Genomic DNA, 19326 nt, shown 5'->3' with positions numbered 1-19326 from the left:
TTCAGCCACGGCGCGCGAGCCGGGCCCGCAGCCGGTGCAGCAGCCCCATCACCCCGCCGGGCATCACGAACATGAAGAGGATCAGCACCACGCCATACACGGCCCAGGGCGCGGACTTGGACACCTGCTCGGCCAGACCCGGCACGAAGAGGATGAACAGCGCGCCGAACAGCGCCCCCCACAGCGTGCCCACGCCGCCCACCACGATGCCCACCAGCAGCGAGATGGACAGGAAGAAGGTGAAGGAGTCCGGCGCCACGAACTGCACCGCGATGGCCGCCAGCGCGCCACCCACGCCGGTGTAGCCGGCGGAGACGGCGAAGGCCATGGACTTGGCATGCGCGTTGTTCACGCCCATGGCCTCGGCCGCCATGCCGTGGTCGCGGATGGCCCGCAGCGCCAGCCCGCTGCCGCTGTCGATCAGGTTGCGCGCGCCCCAGAACAGCAGCACCGCCACCGCCAGCGCATAGAGGTAGAACCACTGGTCGGCATCCAGCGGCAGGCCGAAGGGTGCTTCAGGCTTGGTCAGCACGATGCCGCCCACGCCGCCGGTCCAGGCCTCCAGATGCTTGTACTTGAGCAATTGCGGCATGGCCACGCCAAGCGCGAAGGTGGCCAGCGCCAGGTACAGGCCTTCGAGCTTGAGCGCCGGTCGCCCGAAGAGGTAGCCCACCCCCAGGCTCACGATGCCCGCGGCCGGCACTGCGAGCCAGTAGGGCACGCCGCCACGGTCCATGAGGATGCCGGCGGCATAGGCGCCGATGGCGAAGAAGGCGCCATGGCCCAGCGAGATCTGGCCGTTGTAGCCGGTGAGGATGTTCAGCCCCACCAGCGCCACCGCATAGGCCAGCACCATGGTGGCCTGGAAGAGCTGGTAGCCCTGCGCGATGAAGGCCAGCGCGACGCCGGCCACGATCAACGCCAGCGCGAAGACGGATGAGGGCGAGAGCCGCCGCCTCACGGGCGCCGCCTTCGGCGGCATGGCATCGGAGCTGAGCAAGGTGGACATGACGTTCAGACCCTCTTCACGATGCGCCGGCCCATGAGGCCGGCCGGCCGCACGATGAGCACGCCCACGATCAGCACCAGCGCCACCGAGAGCTTGAGCTCGGTGCCCACCACGTAGCTGCCCATCAGGTTCTCCAGCACGCCCACCAGGAAGCCGCCCACCACCGCACCCACCGGGTTGTCGATGCCGCCCAGCAGCGCGCCGGCGAAGGCATAGAGCAGCACGCCGGTCATCATGTGCGGGTCGAGGAAGACCACCGGCGCCACCATCATCCCGGCCACCGCGCCGATGGCGCCGGCCAGGCCCCAGCCCAGCATCAGCATGCGGCCCACGGAGATGCCCACCAGCCGCGACGAGGCCGGGTTCTGCGCCGCGGCCCGCATGGCCAGGCCCAGCGGCGTGAGGCGGAAGAAGCCGAAGAGCAGCGCCACGATGGCCAGCGCCACGGCGATGGCGCCCACCTCGTGCGCGGACATCAGTGCGCTGGCGTACCAGGCGTCCTTGGGAAAGGGGCTGGGGAACTCCTTGATCGTGTAGCCGAAGAGCCAGCCCGCCAGGCTGTGGAAGACCACCAGCAGCCCGATGAAGACCACCACCTGTGCCAGGTCGGTGGCCTTGTGCATCGGCCGGATGATGGCGAACTCCACCGCCGCGCCCACCACGAAGGACAGCGCCACCGTGGCGAAGAAGGCCACCCAGTAGGGCAGCCCCGCCTGCATCAGCGACCAGGCGATGAAGGTGGAGAACATCGCCATCTCGCCCTGGGCGAAATTGATGTGGTGCGTGGCCTGGTAGATCATCACCAGTGCCAGCGCGACGGTGGCATAGATGCCGCCGGTGGCGAGGCCCGCGAAGAGCTGGTGCAGGAATGCGTCCATGGTTCTCAGAAGGTGTGAATGAATCCGGCGTGGCCGAGCGGGCTGCCAAAACGCGGCCGATCAAGGCGCAAAGCGCAGCCATAGCTCGGGCTATGGCGAGCATTTGCAACGCGGAGTGGGCGTGCTTTGGCAGGACGAGCGGGCATGACGGGTTCGTTCACACCTTCTTAGCCTCCCAGGTAGGCGCGGCGCACCGCGTCGTTGCGGCCCACCTCGTCGCTCGTGCCATGCAGCACGATGCGGCCCGTCTCCAGCAGGTAGGCGGTGTCGGCCAGTTCCAGCGCCAGGCGCGCGTTCTGCTCCACCAGCAGGATGGCCAAGCGCTGCTCCCGGTTGACGCGCCGCATGATGGCGAAGATGTCGCGCACCACCAGCGGCGCCAGGCCGAAGGAGGGCTCGTCCAGCAGCAGCAGGCGCGGCTCACCCATCAGGGCGCGGCCGATGGCCAGCATCTGCTGTTCGCCGCCGGAGAGGGTGCCGGCCTGCTGCGCGCGCCGCTCCTTCAGCCGCGGAAAGTAGGCATAGATGCGCGCCAGCGCCTCGGCCATGGCCGCGCGGCCTGGATGGCGCGGCCGGGCCTGGGCGCCCAGGCGCAGGTTCTCCTCGGCCGTGAGGTGCGCGAAGGTGCCGCGGCCGTCGGGCACATGGCCCACGCCCAGGCGGGCGATCTGCTCGGTGCTGCGGCCGTCGATGCGCTCGCCGGCCAGCCGCACCTCGCCGCGCACCGCGACCATGTGCCGGCAGACGGCGCGCAGCAGCGTGGTCTTGCCCGCGCCGTTGGCACCGAGCAGCGCGGTGACGCGGCCTTCGGGCACGTCCAGGTCGATGCCGTGCAGCACGGCGGTGGGGCCGTAGGCGGCATGCACGCCGCGCAGCTCAAGCAGCGCGGGCATGCTGGCGCACCTCCAGGGCCGGCTCGGCGGCACCCTCGTCGCCCAGGTAGGCGCGGACCACCTCGGGATGGCGGCGCACGGCCTCGGGCGTGCCCTCGGCGATCTTGCGACCGAAGTTGAGCGCGACCACCTTGTCGCTCACCCGCATGACCAGACCCATGTGGTGCTCCACCAGCAGCACCGTCAGCCCCAGCCGCGCACGCAGCGCGAGGATCAGGTCGCCCAGGCCCTCCAGCTCCTCGTGGTTGAGGCCGCAGGCGGGCTCGTCCAGCAGCAGCAGCCGGGGGCGCGCCGCCAGGGCGCGTGCCAGCTCGACCCGCTTCTGGGTGCCGAAGGGCAGGTCGGCGACGCGGCGGTCGGCCACGGCACCCAGGTCGAGCAGGGTGATGAATTCCTCGGTGCGTGCCTCGGCCTCCTCCTCCAGCCGCCGCACGCCGGGCAGGCGCAGCGCGTCGCGCAGGAAGCCCGCATGCTGGTGGGTGTGCGTGCCCACGCGCACGTTCTCGCGCACCGTCATGCTGGCGAAAAGCGCCAGGTTCTGGAAGGTGCGGCCGATGCCCAGCGCCGCCATGCGGTGGCGCGGCAGCGTGTCCAGCGCGCGGCCGGCGAACGCGATGCGCCCGGCCTGCCAGCCGTACAGGCGCGAGAGGCAGTTGAACAGCGTGCTCTTGCCCGCGCCGTTGGGCCCGATCAGGCCGCAGACCTGGCCGGCGGCCACGTCGAAGCCCACGCCGTCGAGCGCCACGATGCCGCCGAAGCGCACCGACAGCCCCTCGATGCGCAGCAGGGGCGCGGCGGCGTGTCTGTCTCCGAAGTCCTGGGTCATGGAAGTCCTGCCCTGGTGTTGTGATGGAAGGGCCGGCGCGCGCCGCGCACGCCGGCCCGTGGGGCCGTGACGGGCCGGCCCCGAGCCGCAATCAGCCGTGGCTCAATGCACGTTCAAAGCCGCTCGACGATGGTCACGTTGGCCATGCCGCCGCCTTCGCACATGGTCTGCAGGCCATAGCGGCCGCCGCGGTCGTGCAGGGCGTGCACGAGCGTGGTCATCAGCTTGGTGCCGGAAGCGCCCAGCGGATGGCCCAGGGCGATGGCGCCGCCGTTGACGTTCAGGCGCGCCGGGTCGGCGCCCGTCACCTGCAGCCAGGCCAGGGGCACGGGCGCGAAGGCCTCGTTGACCTCGAACAGATCGATGTCGTCGATCTTCATGCCGGCCTTCTGCAGCGCGCGCTGCGTGGCGGGGATGGGGGCCTCCAGCATGATCACCGGGTCGTGGCCGATCATCGTCATGTGGTGGATGCGCGCGAGCGGCTTGACGCCCAGCGCCTTGAGGCCACGCTCGTTGACCACCATCACGCCGGTGGCGCCGTCGCAGATCTGGCTGGCGGTGGCCGCCGAGCAGCGGCCGCCCTCCTGGATCAGCTTGACGCCGGCGATGCCCTCCAGCGTGGCGTTGAAGCGGATGCCCTCGTCCACCATGTGCGGCTGGCCCTCGCCCTCGGCGCCGCCTTCGGCGCTGCGGGCCTCGACCGCCAGGATCTCCCTGGCGAAGCGGCCCTCGTGGGTGGCCGCCACGGCACGCTGGTGGCTCTGCAGCGCGTAGACGTCGAGCTGCTCCTTCGACAGGCCGTACTTCTTGGCCATCATCTCGGCGCCCATGAACTGGCTGAACTCCACGCCGGGATAGCGCTTCTGCATGGCCGGGCTCATGTAGCCGCCCAGGCCGGCCTTGAGCGGCAGGGCGTTGGGCGTGAACATGGGCACGCGCGACATGCTCTCCACGCCGGCGGCGATCACCACGTCCATGCTGCCGCTCATCACCGCCTGGGCCGCGAAATGCAGCGCCTGCTGCGAGGAGCCGCACTGCCGGTCGACCGACGTGCCAGGCACCGACTCGGGCAGCGACGAGGCCAGCACCGCATTGCGCGCCACGTTGGTGGCCTGCTGGCCCACCTGGCTGACGCAGCCCATGATCACGTCCTCGACCAGCGCCGGATCGGCATCGGCGCGGCGCACCAGTTCGTCGATCACCTGGGCCGCCAGGTCCACCGGGTGCCAGCCCGAGAGTTTGCCGCCGCGCCGCCCGCCGGCGGTGCGGGTGGCGGCGACGATGAATGCTTCTGCCATGGTGTCTCCAGTCTCCAATGCGGTTCGTCGGAAGTCCGCGTGGATTCTGGGCGGCGAGGGCGGCGGCGTCGCTCGTCCGAAGCGACGAATTTCGAGGGCCGCGGACCGCGGCGGCCCCTCTCAGGCTGCCCGCGCCAGCACCCGGGCGGCGTGCTGCAGCGCCGAAGCCGACGCATGCCCGGCGGGCGGGGGGCCGAGCCGCAACGCATCGCGCGCCAGCAGGCGGCCCCGGCGGTGGGCCTGGGCCGGACTGCGCATGGGCCGGGCCAGCCGACGCAGCCAGGCCTGCGCGCGGCGACGGTCGGCGGGCGGCAGCGCGTCCTGCGCCAGCAGTTGCCCAAGCGCGAGCACCGCCTGCCCCGTGGCCAGCACGGCCAGGCCTTGGCGTGCGCCATGCTCCGGCGCCAGGCCGGCCGCATCGGCGCAGCGGACCAGGCGCAGCACGCGGTGCTGCAAGCGGGCCCGCCACACCTCGGCCCGTCGCCACGCCTGCGGCTGCGCGGCCATGGCCGAGACCTCCGCCTGCATCAGCGTCGACAGCTGCGCATAGCGGCGGCGCCCGCCCGGCGGAAAGACGAGGCGGAAGGCCGCCAGCGCCACCAGCGGCCCGGCCACCACCGCCGCCGCCTCGGCCAGCCCCGTCGGCCAGGCGAACGCCCGGGCATGCATGGGTTGCAGGAGCAGCAGGCCGACGAGGTTGAAGTCGAAGCCGAAGCGCGCCGTGCGCGGATGCGCCAGCACGAAGGCGCCGGCCAACACCAGCGGCAGGCACATCAGCAACCGCCCGAGCGCACCGTCCACCCACGGCCAGAGCAGGGCCTGCACCGCCAGCGCCGCGGCGGCGCCGAGCAACTGGCCGCAGAAGACCGAGCGCATGATCCGCGCCGGGTCGTCGGCGGTGGAAAAGAGCGTGGTCATCACCGCCACGCCCAGCATGAGCAGCGGCGCCGCAGGCCAGCCGGTCGCCAGCCACAGCCCGCCGATGAGGCCCAGCGTCAGGACGGAGCGCAGGAAGGTCTCGCGCGCGGCGATCCAGTCGCGGTGCAGCACGACGGTTGGTTCGAAGGCGGCCTGCGGCTGTGCGACGGATGGCGTGGCGCTGGGCGCCCGCGCGCCTGCGCCACCGGCAGGGCTTTCGATGCTGCCAGCCGCCGCGCCAAGGCGACGCAGCACCGCAGCCAGTTCGGCGTTCTGCGCCTCGGCCACCGTCGCGGCCTGCAGGAGCGAAGGGCCCACCGGCCGGCCGGCGACGGCGGCATCGAGCGTGGCCTGCAGGGCATCGGCCAGCGCGGCGCCATCGGCGCGGGCGGGCGCCTGAGCCCCCGGCCACCACAGCAGCAAGCCGACCTGGGCCGTCAGCGCCTGGCGCAGCGCGCGCACCTCGCGACGGGAATCGAGGCGGCCGGCGACCTGCAGCTCCAACCCTTCCTCCAGGCGCGCCAGTTCGGCCAGCTGGGTGTCGCGCGCCGTGTGTGCGAGCGGCACGCCGGTGCGCGCCCAGGCGGCCAGTTCGCGCAGCCGATCCAGGCAGAGGGTGCGCATGCGAAGGTGCAGCGCATCGGCCGGCGGCCGGGCAGCGAAGCGCAGGCTCACGGCCAGCGCCACCACCACGCCCAGGCCGATGGTCAGCAGCCGGTCGAGGCCGAAGGCCGCGATGTGCGTCGGATGGCTGGCGTCGAGCAGCGCCACCATCGCCGCCGAATAGCCGGCCAGCAAAGTGCCGTAGCTCGCGAAGCCGCGCAGCAGCTGGCCTGCCCCGGCGCACAGCCCGGCCCACAGCGCCAGCCCGGGCACCAGCACCGCCGGCGAGCCGTGGCCCAGGGCCACCAGCGTCACGCCATAGGCAGCACCGGCGGCCGTGCCCAGCAGGCGGTACAGGCTCTTTTCGATCAGGTGGCCGCGCAGCGGCTGCGCCGCGATCCACACGGTCATGGCCGCCCATTGGGGATGGTCCAGGCCCAACAGGCCCCCCAGCAGCAGCGCCATGCCCGAGCCGGCCGCGGTGCGAAGGGTGAACGCCAGGCGGGCGGGCTCGAAGCCGAGGTGGCGCGCGAGGCGTTCGAAGGAAAGGGCACCGGCGGCCGAAACGGCCGGGGGGGCCCTCATGCTCCGGACTCCAGGGCTGCGATGCCTTCGCCGATGCGGTCGAAGCCATCGAGCAGCGCCTGCAGCTGTGCGTCGTCCAGCCCGGCGAGCATGCGGCCTTCCACCCGGTCCAGCACCGCCTGGATGCGACGCACCACCGCGCGCCCGTCGCGGGTGAGGAAGAGCCGCCAGGTGCGGCGGTCCTGCGGATCGTCGCGGCGCTCGATCCAGCCGGCGCGGGCATGCTGGTCCAGCAGCCGCACCAGGCTGGAGCCGTCGATGCCGATGCGCTCGGCCAGCTCCCGCTGCGTGAGCCCGCCGCCCGCCTCGGCCAGGTACATCAGCGGCGGCCAGCCCGCGTCGGTCAGGCCCAGGGCGGCAAGTTGCGCGTCCAGCGCCCGGCGCCAGCGACGGGCCAGCACGACGAAACGCATGCCGAAGCGCTGGCGGGGCAGGGCGGGGGTGTCGTCATTCATGGGGCGGATGATAGGCCAATCATTTGGATCCCAACGATTTGGAGGGGATCGATCCCGACTCCGGGCCGGCCGCCCGCCGATGGGCGAAAGTCCCGCCGAGGAGCAGGCGGCGAGGTCTGTCGTTTGACAGTACGAGGCTCCGCTGACAGACTAGTTGTCTGACCAGTTCAACAGGGGAGCTTTTCGATGCACACATGGCCCGTCCAGGACGCCAAGGCGCGGTTCAGCGAATTCCTCGATGCCTGCCTGGCGCAAGGCCCGCAGATGGTGACCCGCCGTGGCGCCGAAGCGGCCGTGCTGGTGCCGGTGCAGGAATGGCGCCGGCTGCAGTCGGCGGCGCGTCCGTCGCTCAAGCAGCTGCTGCTGTCGGACGACGGCCGCACCGATCTGCTGGTGCCCGCTCGCGGCCAGGCGCGCAGGCGCAAGGTGGAGCCGCAGCGGTGACGCAGGGCTACCTGCTCGACACCAACGTCGTCTCCGAACTGCGCCGCCTGCGCCCGCACGGCGGGGTGGTCGCCTGGCTGAAGTCCCTGGACGATGCGCAGTTGCATCTTTCGGCGGTCTCGCTCGGCGAGATCCAGGCCGGCATCGAGCTGACGAAGGAGCAGGATGCGGCCAAGGCCCAGGAGATCGAGGCATGGCTCGCGCAGATCGCCAGCGCCTACAACGTCCTGCCCATGGACGCCGCGGCCTTCCGGGTCTGGGCGCGGCTGATGCACCGGAAGTCCGACACGCTCTACGAAGACGCCATGATCGCCGCCACCGCACAGATCCATGGCCTGACCGTGGCCACCCGCAACGTGGCGGACTTCAAGGCGCTGGCCGTCGAGGTGTTCAATCCCTTTGCGCGTTCAGTGCATGATTTGCCCTGACTTTTCTGAATAGCACGTCGCTTGATGGGCGGGCCCGCGCAACAAGGCTTGATCAGACATCTACATGGCATCTCCATGCACAAGTTCACGCTGCTTCACTGGCTCGTCATTGTCCTCGTCATCGTGATGGACCACTTCACGCGGAACAAGTGAGGCCCGTTACCCAGGCGTAGCGATCACCGCGGCGCCATCCGGATCGCCCCATCCAGCCGCACGCACTCCCCGTTGAAATAGCCGTTGGTGATCATCGTCTCGGCCAGGTGCGCGTACTCGGCCGGGTTGCCCAGCCGCTTGGGGAAGGGCACCGAGGCCGCCAGCGCGGCCTTGACGTTGTCGGGCGCGCCCTGCAGCAGCGGCGTGTCGAAGATGCCGGGCAGGATGGTGTTGACGCGGATGCCCTCGCCCATCAGGTCGCGGGCGATGGGCAGGGTCATGCCCGCGACGCCGGCCTTGCTGGCCGAATAGCTGGCCTGGCCCATCTGGCCGTCCACCGCGGCCACCGAGGCGGTGTTGACGATGGCGCCGCGCTCGCCATCGGCGAGCGGTTCCAGCGTCAGCATGCCGGCCGCCGACTTGGCGATGCAGCGGAACGTGCCCACCAGGTTGATCTGGATGATGCGGTCGAAGTTGGCCAGCGGAAAGTGCTTGATCTCGCCGGTGGCCTTGTCCCGGCTGGCGGTCTTGACGGCATTGCCGGTGCCGGCGCAGTTGACCAGCACCCGCTCCTGCCCGTGCGCGGCGCGGGCCTTGGCGAAGCCGGCATCGACCGAAGCCTCGTTGGTTACGTCGACGGCGCAGAACAGGCCGCCGATCTCGCGCGCCAGCGCCTCGCCGGCCGCTTCGTTGAGGTCGAACAGCGCGACCTTGACGCCGTGCGAGGCCAGCCGCCGCGCGGTGGCGGCGCCCAGGCCGGAGGCACCGCCGGTGACGACGGCGGCGATGGTGGCATCGAGTTGCATGAAGGGGCTCTCCTGTGTCGTGGTGAAGGGCGCCTGCCAAGGCGGCAGGCGACGGCGTGTGTGGGTTCAGAGCGGGTGGAAGCGCCGCTGCTGCGCCGCCATCTGCCGCAGCAGTTCGGGCGGCGCATAGGCGGGGCCGTGCGCGGCATGGGCCTCCAGCCGTCGCAGCAACTCGGACGCACCCAGCCAGTCGGCGTACTGCAGCGGTCCGCCCAGCCAGGCGGGAAAGCCCACGCCCAGCAGCAGGGCCATGTCCAGCTCGGCAGCGCTGGCGACGCTGCCGTCCTCCAGCGCGGCGATGGCCTCGGCCAGCAGGGGCAGCATCAGGCGCTCCACGATGGCGTCGTCGGTCATGGGCGTGAAGCCGCCGGGCGCCAGGTCCGCCAGCAGGGCCTGGGCAGCGGGGTCGGCGCTGCGGCGCGGCTTGCCGGCCGCGTCGCGTTCGTAGCGGTAGAAGCCGGCGCCGCTCTTCTGGCCCAGCCGGCCGGCACGCACCATGCGGTGCACCGGGTTGGCCTCGATGGCACGCATGCGCTTCGAATGGCCGGCGGTGATCACGTCGCCCACATGGGCACCCGTGTCCATGCCCACCACGTCGTTGAGCCAGGCGGGGCCCATGGGCCAGCCGAAGGCCTCCATGGCGCGGTCGATGGCGGTGAAATCCACGCCCTCGGCCACCAGTTCGTTGAAGGCATTGAAGTAGGCGGTGAGCACGCGGTTGACCAGGAAGCCCGGTCCGTCGGCCACCACGATGGGCGTCTTCTTCATGGCCAGCGCGTAGGCCACCGCGGCGGCCACGGCCGCATCGCTGGTCCGCGGGCCGCGCACGACCTCGACCAGCGGCATGGCCGGCACGGGGTTGAAGAAATGCATGCCGACCAGGTTCTGCGGCCGGGCCAGCGGCTTGGCGATGTCGGCCAGGCGCAGGCTGGAGGTGTTGGTGGCGATCAGCGCATCGGGCCGCAGCTGCGGCTCCAGCGCGGCCAGCACCTGCTGCTTGACCTCCAGCCGCTCGACGATGGCCTCGACCACCAGGTCCGCCGCATCCAGGCCCGCGTCGTCCAGCTGCGGCGTGATGGCGGCCAGCACCGCGTCGGCCTTGGCCTGCGACAAGCGGCCCGCCTGCACGCGGCGGCCCAGCTGTCTGGCAGCCTCGGTCATGCCCAGATCGAGCTGGTCGGCGCGGATGTCCTTCATGCGCACGGGAATGCCGGCCAGCGCGCTGCTGAAGGCGATGCCGCCGCCCATGATGCCCGCGCCGAGCACGGCGGCCCGGGCCGGCGCCCTGGCGCCGGCGGCCTGCTTCTTCGCCGCCTTGCGCACGGCCTGCTCGTTGAGAAAGGTGCGCACCAGGGAGCCGGCTGCCTGCGTGCGTGCGACGCGGCCGAAGGCCTCGGCCTCCAGCCTCAGCGCCTCGTCGCGCGGCTGCGAGGCGCCCTCGGCCATCATGGCCAGAGCCATGGGCGCGGCAGGCTGATGGCGGCCCAGGCGCGAGGCCAGCTCCGCCAGCACCTGCTGCGCCGTGGCCGCGAAGGCAGTGGCATCGCCGGGCAGCGCAGCGTGCTTGCGCGCGACCTGGGCGCGCCAGTCCACGTCGCCCGCGACGCATCGGCGCAGCAGGGCCAGGGCCTCGTCGCGCAATGCATCGGGTTCGGCCACGGCGTCGACCACGCCAGCGGCATGGGCCGTGCGCGCATCGGCCGGCGTGCCGGTGGCGACCCAGCGCATGGCCGTCGCCAGTCCCGCCACGCGGGCCAGGCGCACGGTGCCGCCGAAGCCCGGGAACAGGCCCAGCTTGACCTCGGGCACGCCCACCTGGGCGGCAGTGGACATCACCCGCAGCGTGGCGGCCAGCGCCAGCTCCAGCCCACCGCCCAGCGCATAGCCGTTGATGGCGGCCACGGTGGGCACGGGCAGGTCTTCCAGCGCGACGAAGACCTCGTTGCTGCGGCGCACGCCGGCCGTGATGGCCTCGGCGCTCTGCTGGAAGGTGGCGCCGAACTCGGTGATGTCGGCGCCGACGATGAACACGTCCTTGGGGCTGGTGACCAGCACGCCCTGCAGGCCGGCGTCGGCCGCGAGCAGGGCCACGGCCTCGCGCAGCTCGGCGACGGTGCGGGCGTCGAACTTGTTGATGGCCTCGCCGCGGCGGTCGAAGACAAGCTCCACCAGCCCATCGGCCAGGGGGTGCAGGCGGATGCTGTTTCCTTCGAACACGGTGTTGTCTCCTGGGTGTCTCGGCCTTCGATGCCGAGGGCAGTCTAGGAATCGCCCCTTCTTGCGGCCATCGTCCAAACCGACGAAAGTGGCCGGCCGCCGCCGCGCGGCCCTTGTCACTCCGCGCCACGCGCGCCGCCTCGTCCCATGTCCGCCCCGCCGCCTTCCGTGCCCGTCCAGCCCGCCAAGCTCAGCCCACCCGCACCGCCTGCGGCGCAGGTGCTGCGGCAGGCCATCGCTCGGCAGGTGCACGAGGCGGCCCGCGCCCGGTTGCTGCTGGTGCGCGCGCCGGCCGGCTTCGGCAAGACCACCGCCATGCGCCAGATACGCGACCGCTTCGAGGCCGAGGGCATCGCCACCGCCTGGCTCACGCTGGACAGCGCCGACAACGACGTGCCGCGCTTTCTGCAAGGCCTGGGCGCGGCGGTGCAGGCCCTGGGCATCGAGCCCGCACCGGGCAGCGGCCGGGGCGACCCCATCGCAGCCCTGGGCCATGACGCGCTGCCCTTCGCGCTCTTCCTCGACGACTTCGAGGTGCTGCAGTCGCCCGCCGTCATCGGCCTGGTGCGGCAACTGCTCGACGGCCTGCCGCGCCAGGCCCAGCTGGTGATCGGCTCGCGCAGCCTGCCCGATCTGGGCCTGGGTCGACTGCGGGCCCGCGGCCAGCTGCTGGAGATCGATGCCGCCCTGCTGCGTTTCTCGGCCGCCGAGGCCGAGGAGTTCTTCCGCCTGCGCGGCAAGGCGCTGCCACGCGACACGCTGGAGCGCCTGCTGGCCAAGACCGAGGGCTGGGCCGGCGCGCTGTGGCTGGCCTCGCTGGCGCTGCAACGGCATGGCGCCGCGGGCAGCGACTTCGTCGAGCGCTTCTCGGGCTCCGACCGCGCCGTGGCCGATTACCTGGCCGAGGACGTGCTGGCCCAGCAGAGCGAGGAGGTGCGCGACTTCCTGCTGCGCACCAGCGTGCTGCGCGTGCTCGACGCACAGGTGTGCGCCGCCGTGGCCCCGCGGGCCGACTGCGCGGCGCTGCTGGCGCAGCTGGAGGCCGGCCACCTCTTCCTGGCGCCGCTGGCCAGCGATGCGCGCAGCTACCGCTACCACAGCCTGTTCGCCGACTTCCTGCGCGCCCAGCTGGCACGCGAGCGGCCCGGCGACGTGGCGCGGCTGCACCTGGCGGCCTCCGGCTGGTACGAGGCCCAGGGCCGGCCGGTGCCCGCCATCGACCATGCCATCGAGGGCGGCGACCATCCGCATGCGCTGGCCCTGCTGGCACGCCATGCCGAGCGCTTCCTGGAGGAAGGCCGCATGCGCCTGCTGGACCGCTGGTTCGCCGCGCTGCCGCCCGAGCAGCTGGCCGGCCAACCGCTGCTGCAGATGGTGGCCACCTGGGCCGAATGCTTCACCCGCGGGCCCTGGCAGGCGCTGCAGCGGCTGCGCGCCAGCGGCTGCGAGACCAGCGAGGACGCCGCCGTGCGCGCCCATGTCAACGGCCTGCAGCCGCTGCTGCTGGCCATGCAGGACCATCCCGAGGACGCCTACCCGGTCGGCCAGGCGAACCTGCGGCGGCTGCCCACCTGCCGCGCCTTCGCCGACAGCGCGCTGGCCAATGCCATGGCCTACATCGTCTCGGTGATGGGCGAGCAGCACGAGGCCCACCGCCTGCTCGACGCCGCCCGCCGCAGCCAGGCCGGCAGCATCTTCAACCGCATGTACACCGAGGCCATGGAAGGCGTGCTCGATCTGGCCGAAGGCCGGCTGCGCCAGGCCGCCGCGCGCTTTCGCGTGGCCCTGTCCGCCACGCCGCGCAGCGCCTCGTACAACCCCACGCAGGGCAATGCCTGGGCCGGCGTGCTGCATGCCGGCGTGCTGTACGAAAGCGACGACCTGGCCGGCGCCGAGCACCTGCTGAGCGTGTACCTGCCGCTGGCCCGCGACGTCGGGCTGCCCGACCACGTGATCGCGGCCTACCGCATGCGGGCGCGCATCGCCTTCCTGCAGGGCGACGTGGACAGCGCCTTCCAGCTGCTGACCGAGCTGGAATACCTGGGCCACGACCGCCAGCTGCCGCGCGTGGTGGCCAGCGCCAAACTGGAGCACGCGCGCCTCCTGATGCTTCAGGGCAACCGCGACGCGGCCGCCGACATGCTGGAGCGCGCGGACGACGCCGCCGTGTGGGACCGCGTGCGCCGCCTCAACCTGCCGGCCCACCCGGTGGACGACATCGCCATCGGCCGCTGGCGCTGGCAGCTGCGCTTCGGCGACACCGAGGCCGTGCGGCAGGCGCTGACCCCCGCCATCGCCGAGGCCGACACACTGGCGCGGCGGCACCGGGCGCTCAAGCTGCGCGTGCTGCTGGCGCTGGCCCAGGCGCGCGCAGGTGCGGCGGCCGAGGCGCAGGCAGTGCTGGCCGCCGTGCTGGCCGAGACCGCGCGCGAAGGCTTCGTGCGGCTGCTGCTGGACGAGGGGCCTGCATTGGCGCCGCTGCTGCGCGCCCTGCAGGCCGACCGCGCCCGGCTGGACGAGGCCGGGCCCATCTATGCCGACCATGTGGCGCGCCTGGCCGCCGCCTTCGGCGAGGTGCACGAGGACGAGCCGGCCGCCGGCGACGCCCCGCCCGCACCGCTGGCCGAGCCGCTGACCCGCAAGGAGATCCGCGTGCTGGAACTGCTGGCCGCCGGCTATTCCAACGCGGCCATGGCAGAGAAGCTGTTCGTCTCGGACAGCACCGTGCGCACCCACCTGCGCAACATCAACCTCAAGCTCGGCGCCCGCAGCCGCACGCAGGCGGTGGCGCTGGCGCGGCAGGCGGGGGTGGTGCGGTAGGGCAGGCGCCTCCCCGACCGCGAACCTCATCAATCAGGAGCCCCGTCCATGACCGATCTCTCCTCCTCTGCCCCGCAGACGAGCGTGCACTACGCCGCCGACGGCCCCGTCTGCACCATCACCCTCGACCGGCCGCACAAGCGCAACGCGGTCGACGGCGCCACCGCCGAAGCGCTGCGAAAGGCCTTCGAACGCTTCGAGGCCGACGACGCGCTGCGCGTGGCGGTGCTCACCGGCGCCGGTGGCCACTTCTGTGCGGGCGCCGACCTGGCGGCCGCCACCGACCCGGCCGCGCGCAATGCGCTGGATGCCCGCGGCGAAGGCCCCGGCCCCATGGGTCCGACGCGCATGGCGCTGGCCAAGCCGCTGATCGCCGCCATCGAGGGCTACGCCGTGGCCGGCGGCCTGGAACTGGCCCTGCTGGCCGACCTGCGCGTGGCCGCCGACGACGCGGTGATGGGCGTCTTCTGCCGCCGCTGGGGCGTGCCGCTGATCGATGGCGGCACCGTGCGGCTGCCGCGCCTGGTGGGCATGGGCCGGGCGATGGACCTGATCCTCAGCGGGCGGCCCGTGCCCGCGGACGAGGCGCTGGCGATGGGCCTGGTCAACCGCGTGGTGCCCCGTGGCGACGCCCTGGCCGCCGCCCACGCCTGGGCGCGCGAGCTGGCGGTCTTTCCGCAGCAATGCATGCGGGCCGACCGCCGCTCCGCCTATGCGCAGTGGGATCTGCCGCTGGACGAGGCACTGCGGCAGGAGGGCGCGAACGGCGTGCCGGCCTTCTTCGCCGAGGGTGAGGCGGGCGCTGCGCGCTTCGCAGCGGGGGCGGGGCGGCACGGGCGCTTCGGCGAGATGCCCCGGTGATGACGAGGTACTGACAAAATAGAGACATCGTCCCTACGTTTTCAGGAGCCGCCATGCCCAAGGAAGCCGTCTTCACCATGAAACTCGAGCCGGAACTGCGCGACGCCTTCATGGCGGAGGCGCAGGCCAGCGACCGGCCGGCTTCGCAGATCGTCCGGGAACTCATGCGCGACTTCGTCCAGCGCCAGCGAGACGCGAGGGACTACGACGCTTTCCTGCAGGACAAGGTGGCCACGGCCCGCGCACAACGCGCCGCCGGCCAGCACGCCAGCGCCGACGAGGTCGAGGCCCGATTTGCCGAGCGCCGCGCCCGGCTCCAAGCCCGCGCGGACGCAAACAAGCCTTGAAAGTCTTCTGGACCTCGGCCGCAGAGCAGGATCGGGCGGACATCCTGGACTTCATCGGCCGGGACAAGCCCCTGGCCGCCATCGGCATGGACGAGCGTTTCGGCGACGCGGCTGGCCGCCTGTCGGCGCACCCGCTGCTGGGGCGCGCAGGCCGCGTTGCCGGCACGCGCGAACTCGTCGTGCACGAGAGCTACAGGCTGGTCTACGAAGTGCACGACGACGCGGTCTGGATTCTGGCGCTCGTTCACACGGCCCGCCGGTGGCCACCCGCCTGATCGACGCCGGGCGACGCGGCCCTGCGCCGCCCCCTCATCCAACAACGCCGCCGCTCGCATGAGCATCTCCGACATGGCGCCGCATCACGCGCCGCCCTTGCCACTGAGCATCGCCAGCGGGCCGACGCGGCCTTGGATGCGGCGCGGCGGCTCCTATGATCCGCGCGCGCATTCCCGCTCCCTCTGCATCGCTTTCCACCATGCTCAACGGCCTGTGGCTGTCCTTCTTCCTCGTCGCCGCCGTGGCGGGCTTTTCGCGCTGGCTGGTGGGTGGCGACGCGACGGTCTTCGCCGCCATGGTCGAGGCACTGTTCGCCATGGCCAGGCTGTCGGTGGAGATCATGCTGCTGCTCTTCGGCACGCTCACGCTGTGGCTGGGCTTTCTGCGCATCGCCGAAGCGGCCGGCCTGGTGGCGCTGATGGCGCGGGCGCTGGGGCCGCTCTTTCGGCGGCTGATGCCCGAAGTGCCGGCCGGCCATCCGGCACTGGGGCTCATCACCATGAACTTCGCGGCCAATGCGCTGGGCCTGGACAACGCGGCCACGCCCATCGGCCTGAAGGCCATGCGGGAGCTGCAGACGCTCAACCCACAGCCCGACACGGCCAGCAATGCGCAGATCCTGTTCCTGGTGCTCAACGCGTCCTCGCTCACGCTGCTGCCGGTGACCATCTTCATGTACCGCGCACAGCAGGGCGCGGCCGATCCGACGCTGGTCTTCCTGCCCATCCTGCTGGCGACCAGCGCGTCGACGCTGGTGGGGCTGCTGTCGGTGGCGCTGGTGCAGCGCCTGAAACTGTGGGATCCGGTGGTGCTGGCCTACCTGCTGCCCGGCGCGGCGCTGCTGGCGGGCTTCATGGCGCTGCTGGCCGCGTTGTCGGCGCAGGCGCTGGCGCAGCTCTCGTCGCTGATGGGCAATCTGCTGCTGTTCGGCATCGTCATCGTCTTCCTCGTGGTCGGCGCGCTCAGGCGGGTGGCGGTGTACGACCGCTTCATCGAGGGCGCCAAGGAAGGCTTCGACGTGGCCAAGGGCCTGCTGCCCTACCTGGTGGCCATGCTCTGCGCCATCGGCGTGCTGCGGGCCTCGGGCGCGCTGGACCTGCTGCTGGACGGCATCCGCTGGTGCGTGGCGCAGACGGGCTGGGACACGCGCTTCGTCGATGCGCTGCCCACCGCGCTGGTCAAGCCCTTCTCGGGCAGCGCGGCGCGGGCGCTGCTGATCGAGACCATGAAGACCCACGGTGTGGACAGCTTCCCCGCGCTGGTGGCCGCCACCATCCAGGGGAGCACCGAGACCACCTTCTACGTGCTGGCGGTGTACTTCGGCGCGGTGGGCATCCAGCGGGCGCGGCACGCGGTGGGCTGTGCGTTGCTGGCCGAGCTGGCGGGCGTGGTGGCCGCGATCGCCGTCTGCTACTGGTTCTTCGGGTGAGGCGCCGGGCCTTCTTCAACCCCCTTCATCGGCCAGCGGCGCGCAGCGCCTGACGCCTGCATCTGCACCTGCCTGACCCTGTCACTGCCCCCGGCAAGCGGCCTGCGGGACAATGCCGGCCGACCGCCTCCCGCCACCAGGCCCTCTTCCGTGACCGCACCCCTCCAGGCCCAAGCGCCCGACTTTTCCGCCGCCGAGTTCCGCGCCGCCCTGGGCATGTTCGCCACCGGCGTGACCATCATCACGGCGCGGGCCGCCGATGGACGGCTGGTGGGTTTCACGGCCAACTCCTTCAACTCGGTGTCGCTGACGCCGCCGCTGGTGCTGTGGAGCCTGGCGCGCAGCGCGGGTTCGATGCCCGACCTCAGCGCGGGCTCGCACTACGCGGTCAACATCCTGGCCGCCAGCCAGAAGGCGCTGGCCGAGCGCTTCGCCGCACGCGGAGTGGACCGCTGGGTGGGCGTGGACTGGGCCCCAGGCGTGGCCGGTGCGCCCGTGCTGGAGGGCTGCGTGGCCAGCTTCGAATGCTTCAACCGCAGCCGCTATGAAGAAGGCGACCACGTCATCTTCGTCGGCGAGGTGGAGCGCTGCGCGCATCGGGCCGGTGTGGCCCCGTTGCTCTTCCACGGCGGCCGCTTCTATACCGAGCACCCGCTGTAGGCGCGACGAATCCGGCCTCAGCCGCGACGGCGCATTGCGGCCAGCAGCCGCTCGGTTCGGGGACCGTAGGGCGGATGCAGCAGGCTGCCCAGCGACCAGCGCGACTGCACCAGCACCGCCTTCTCGTGCGTGAAGCGCAGGAAACCCGCCTCGCCATGGGAGGCGCCCCAGCCGCTGTCGCCCACGCCACCGAAAGGCAAGCGCGGATGGGCGATGTGCACCAGCGTGTCGTTGATGCTCACACCGCCGCTGGTGGTCTGCTGCAGCAGGGCATCGCGGGCCGCGCGATCCTCCCCGAACCAGTACAGCGCCAGCGGCCGTGGCCGCGCGTTGATGAACTGCACGGCCTGCTGCGCGTTCTCGCAGGCCAGCACGGGCAGCACCGGACCGAAGATCTCCTCCTGCATCAGCGCCATGTCGGGCGTGGCACCCAGCACCAGGCGCGGCGCCATCTGGCGCGCATCGGCACCGTCGGCGCCCAGCACGCGCACCTCGGCGCCGCGCGAGACGGCATCGTCCAGCAGGCGCGCCAGCCGCTGGGCGTGGCGGTCATCGATCAGCGCGGTGTAGTCGGGATTGCCGCCGACGGTCGGGAACATGCGCCCGGCGGCCCGCCCGATGGCATCCGCCAGTGCGGCATGCATGGCTGCCGGGGCGAGCAGGTAGTCGGGGGCAATGCAGGTCTGCCCGGCATTGAGCAGCTTGCCATGCGCGATGCGCGCTGCCGCTTCGTCGATGCGGCAGGACGGGTCGACGACGCAGGGAGACTTGCCGCCCAGCTCCAGCGTGGTGGGCGTGAGGTTGGCGGCCGCCGCCGCAGCCACATGCCGCCCGACGACGGTGGAGCCGGTGAAGAAGAGGTGGTCGAAGGGCAGGCCGGCGAATTCCGCAGCCAACGCCGCGTCGCCATTGACCACGCAGAACTCGTCGGCCGCGAAGTGCTGCGCCACCAGCTCGCCCGTGAGCGCCGAGGTGCGGGGCGTCCGCTCGCTGGGCTTGAGCATCACGCGGTTGCCGGCCGCCATGGCCGTGGCAGCAGGCCCGAGCGACAGCAGCAGCGGATAGTTCCAGGGCGAGAGCACGCCCACCACGCCCAGCGGTTGCCGCTGGATCCATGCACGCGCCGGTTGCAGGGTGAGCGGCGTGCGCACCCGGCGCGGCCGCGACCACGCGCGCAGATGGCGCAGCGCGTCGGCCACGCCTTCACGCAAGAGGAGCATGTCGGCGATCTCGGTCAGCGGTGCCGAGCGCACGCCGAAATCGGCCTGCACCGCCTGGGCGAGCGCCGCGCCGTGCTGCTGGAGCAGGCCGCGCATCCTCAGCAGGCGGTCGCGGCGCAGCGCGAGCGGCGTCTCCGGCTGGGCGCGGCTGGCGGCGTGCTGGGCGTCGAACATGGCGTGGAGCGCAGGCGTCATGGCAA

18 protein-coding genes are annotated in these 19326 nt (G+C 72.1%); 8 read left to right on the top strand and 10 right to left on the bottom strand.

The window, feature by feature from the left end; all coding sequences use genetic code 11:
- Position 1 precedes the first annotated feature (1 nt).
- The 7 genes from KBC94_RS03300 to KBC94_RS03270 form a co-directional block, all read right to left on the bottom strand.
- Positions 2-1009 carry a branched-chain amino acid ABC transporter permease gene (locus KBC94_RS03300; RefSeq protein WP_294366285.1) on the bottom strand — a complete coding sequence of 336 codons (1008 nt, stop codon included), beginning with the start codon at positions 1007-1009 and terminating at the stop codon, positions 2-4.
- Positions 1010-1014: 5 nt separating this feature from the next.
- Positions 1015-1887, bottom strand: coding sequence for a branched-chain amino acid ABC transporter permease (locus KBC94_RS03295; protein ID WP_017761967.1), 873 nt, complete (start codon positions 1885-1887; stop codon positions 1015-1017).
- A 167-nt stretch (positions 1888-2054) separates the two neighbouring features.
- Entirely contained in the window at positions 2055-2780 is a 726-nt protein-coding gene (locus KBC94_RS03290) for an ABC transporter ATP-binding protein (RefSeq protein ID WP_294366282.1), read from the bottom strand.
- Complete coding sequence (locus tag KBC94_RS03285; RefSeq protein WP_294366280.1) at positions 2764-3606, bottom strand: ABC transporter ATP-binding protein; 843 nt, start codon at positions 3604-3606, stop codon at positions 2764-2766. The genes KBC94_RS03290 and KBC94_RS03285 overlap by 17 nt, the downstream gene beginning before the upstream one ends.
- A gap of 113 nt (positions 3607-3719) precedes the next feature.
- Positions 3720-4904: an acetyl-CoA C-acetyltransferase gene (locus KBC94_RS03280; RefSeq protein ID WP_294366279.1), complete on the bottom strand. Its 1185-nt coding sequence runs from the start codon at positions 4902-4904 to the stop codon at positions 3720-3722.
- A gap of 120 nt (positions 4905-5024) precedes the next feature.
- Positions 5025-7010, bottom strand: a complete 1986-nt coding sequence (locus KBC94_RS03275) for an FUSC family protein (RefSeq protein WP_294366277.1) — start codon at positions 7008-7010, stop codon at positions 5025-5027.
- The gene (locus KBC94_RS03270; RefSeq protein ID WP_294366275.1) at positions 7007-7465 is read right to left on the bottom strand and encodes a MarR family transcriptional regulator; all 459 of its coding nucleotides are present in this window, start codon (positions 7463-7465) and stop codon (positions 7007-7009) included. The genes KBC94_RS03275 and KBC94_RS03270 overlap by 4 nt, the downstream gene beginning before the upstream one ends.
- 186 nt (positions 7466-7651) lie before the next feature.
- Here KBC94_RS03270 and KBC94_RS03265 point away from each other — a divergent pair, with 186 nt between their 5' ends.
- On the top strand, positions 7652-7909 hold the full coding sequence (locus KBC94_RS03265; RefSeq protein WP_294366273.1) for a type II toxin-antitoxin system Phd/YefM family antitoxin: 258 nt from the start codon (positions 7652-7654) through the stop codon (positions 7907-7909).
- On the top strand, positions 7906-8337 hold the full coding sequence (locus KBC94_RS03260) for a type II toxin-antitoxin system VapC family toxin (RefSeq protein ID WP_294366271.1): 432 nt from the start codon (positions 7906-7908) through the stop codon (positions 8335-8337). The genes KBC94_RS03265 and KBC94_RS03260 overlap by 4 nt, the downstream gene beginning before the upstream one ends.
- Positions 8338-8513: 176 nt before the next feature.
- Here the strand turns inward: KBC94_RS03260 and KBC94_RS03255 are convergent, their stop codons facing one another.
- Positions 8514-9296, bottom strand: a complete 783-nt coding sequence (locus KBC94_RS03255) for an SDR family NAD(P)-dependent oxidoreductase (protein ID WP_017757521.1) — start codon at positions 9294-9296, stop codon at positions 8514-8516.
- 66 nt (positions 9297-9362) lie between these two features.
- Complete coding sequence (gene fadB, locus KBC94_RS03250; RefSeq protein WP_294366265.1) at positions 9363-11513, bottom strand: fatty acid oxidation complex subunit alpha FadB; 2151 nt, start codon at positions 11511-11513, stop codon at positions 9363-9365.
- Positions 11514-11660: 147 nt separating this feature from the next.
- On the opposite strand from fadB, the gene KBC94_RS03245 reads away from it, so the two are divergent.
- From KBC94_RS03245 to KBC94_RS03220, 6 genes are all read left to right on the top strand, one after another.
- Positions 11661-14333 carry a LuxR C-terminal-related transcriptional regulator gene (locus KBC94_RS03245; protein WP_294366263.1) on the top strand — a complete coding sequence of 891 codons (2673 nt, stop codon included), beginning with the start codon at positions 11661-11663 and terminating at the stop codon, positions 14331-14333.
- A gap of 48 nt (positions 14334-14381) precedes the next feature.
- Positions 14382-15194 (top strand): crotonase/enoyl-CoA hydratase family protein, encoded by an 813-nt coding sequence (locus tag KBC94_RS03240; RefSeq protein WP_294366262.1) that lies wholly within the window; start codon positions 14382-14384, stop codon positions 15192-15194.
- Positions 15195-15247: 53 nt separating this feature from the next.
- The gene (locus tag KBC94_RS03235; protein WP_017758263.1) at positions 15248-15541 is read left to right on the top strand and encodes a hypothetical protein; all 294 of its coding nucleotides are present in this window, start codon (positions 15248-15250) and stop codon (positions 15539-15541) included.
- The gene (locus tag KBC94_RS03230; RefSeq protein WP_017758264.1) at positions 15538-15816 is read left to right on the top strand and encodes a type II toxin-antitoxin system RelE/ParE family toxin; all 279 of its coding nucleotides are present in this window, start codon (positions 15538-15540) and stop codon (positions 15814-15816) included. Before KBC94_RS03235 ends, KBC94_RS03230 begins: the two co-directional genes overlap by 4 nt.
- A gap of 200 nt (positions 15817-16016) precedes the next feature.
- Entirely contained in the window at positions 16017-17246 is a 1230-nt protein-coding gene (locus KBC94_RS03225; protein ID WP_294366259.1) for a nucleoside recognition domain-containing protein, read from the top strand.
- Between the two features lie 150 nt (positions 17247-17396).
- Positions 17397-17906, top strand: a complete 510-nt coding sequence (locus tag KBC94_RS03220) for a flavin reductase family protein (protein ID WP_294366258.1) — start codon at positions 17397-17399, stop codon at positions 17904-17906.
- A 17-nt stretch (positions 17907-17923) separates the two neighbouring features.
- On the opposite strand, the gene KBC94_RS03215 is transcribed toward KBC94_RS03220, so the two are convergent.
- Positions 17924-19321: an aldehyde dehydrogenase family protein gene (locus tag KBC94_RS03215; RefSeq protein ID WP_294366257.1), complete on the bottom strand. Its 1398-nt coding sequence runs from the start codon at positions 19319-19321 to the stop codon at positions 17924-17926.
- Positions 19322-19326: the final 5 nt, after the last annotated feature.

This window comes from Pseudacidovorax sp., from assembly GCF_017991995.1.
Classification (GTDB): domain Bacteria; phylum Pseudomonadota; class Gammaproteobacteria; order Burkholderiales; family Burkholderiaceae_C; genus Xenophilus.
Note: the sequence above shows the minus strand (reverse complement) of the source record. Positions and strands in the feature narration are given on the sequence as shown.